The organism is Vibrio sp. 1978 (assembly GCF_033344345.1).
The window spans coordinates 1-783 of record NZ_JAWPOP010000341.1 but is presented as its reverse complement, the minus strand read 5'-3'; the positions used below and the strand labels follow the sequence as shown (position 1 = coordinate 783).

Here is a 783-nt window from a genome sequence, read left to right as displayed (position 1 = left end):
TCCCAATCAAAACCCAATGTAAAACCGTAAGCTTGCTCTTTCTTATCATTGTATACATCCAACGCTCGTGATGAATAAAAAGGCGTCAGCAGGATAGAGCTAACGCCCGACGCCAAAGGCGATGCATTGCGAACGTCGCGGCTGGGTAGAAACGCGCCTTTGAAACCATGATCTTTCACCGCGCCCCACGGCAACAGGTATTTGAATTCGAACTTATACTTTTGCTCATCACTGTTTGTGATCGTCTGAGATTCAAACGACGAGTTGTTATCGCCTTGATCACCTAAGTAATAGGGACTGTCATTAAAACGAGCTTGGTACATCTGAGTACTGAACAGCACATTGGGGGAGAGCGCATAATTAAATGCAGAGAGGAAACCAATATAGCTGTCTTTCTCCGAATACAGCCCCATACCAAATAGTGCAGCTTGAGGCTGACCAACCCCTTTAGCAACCCCCGCAACTCCAACGGTACTGCCCAACGTATCGGTACTGAAATAGAACGGGACAAAGGCTGAGTCTTTCTCTGAACTTAGCGCCGGAGAAGACAAAAAAATGCTGGCAGAAAGTGCCAGCATTGAGGTGATTCGTTTATTCATGGATTACTTGGTATATTCCATTTCGACGCGAGGCGTCAATTTGGTCACCAACTCATAAGCTATCGTACCAATGTGATTCGCAACCTCTTCGACAGGTAATTCTTTACCCCAAAGAATCGCTTCGTCACTGACCTTATCTGTGGCATCAGGACCTAAATCTACCGTCAGCATATCCATTGATACT

General features: G+C 45.8%; 1 protein-coding gene and 1 pseudogene. Both read right to left on the bottom strand.

The window, feature by feature from the left end:
- A pseudogene (locus R8N49_RS26505) lies at window positions 1-599 on the bottom strand (hypothetical protein); the annotation flags it as partial.
- A gap of 3 nt (window positions 600-602) precedes the next feature.
- Window positions 603-783, bottom strand: a 181-nt coding sequence (locus R8N49_RS26500) for an alanine racemase C-terminal domain-containing protein (protein WP_318190366.1), incomplete at its 5' end; no start/stop codon positions are given.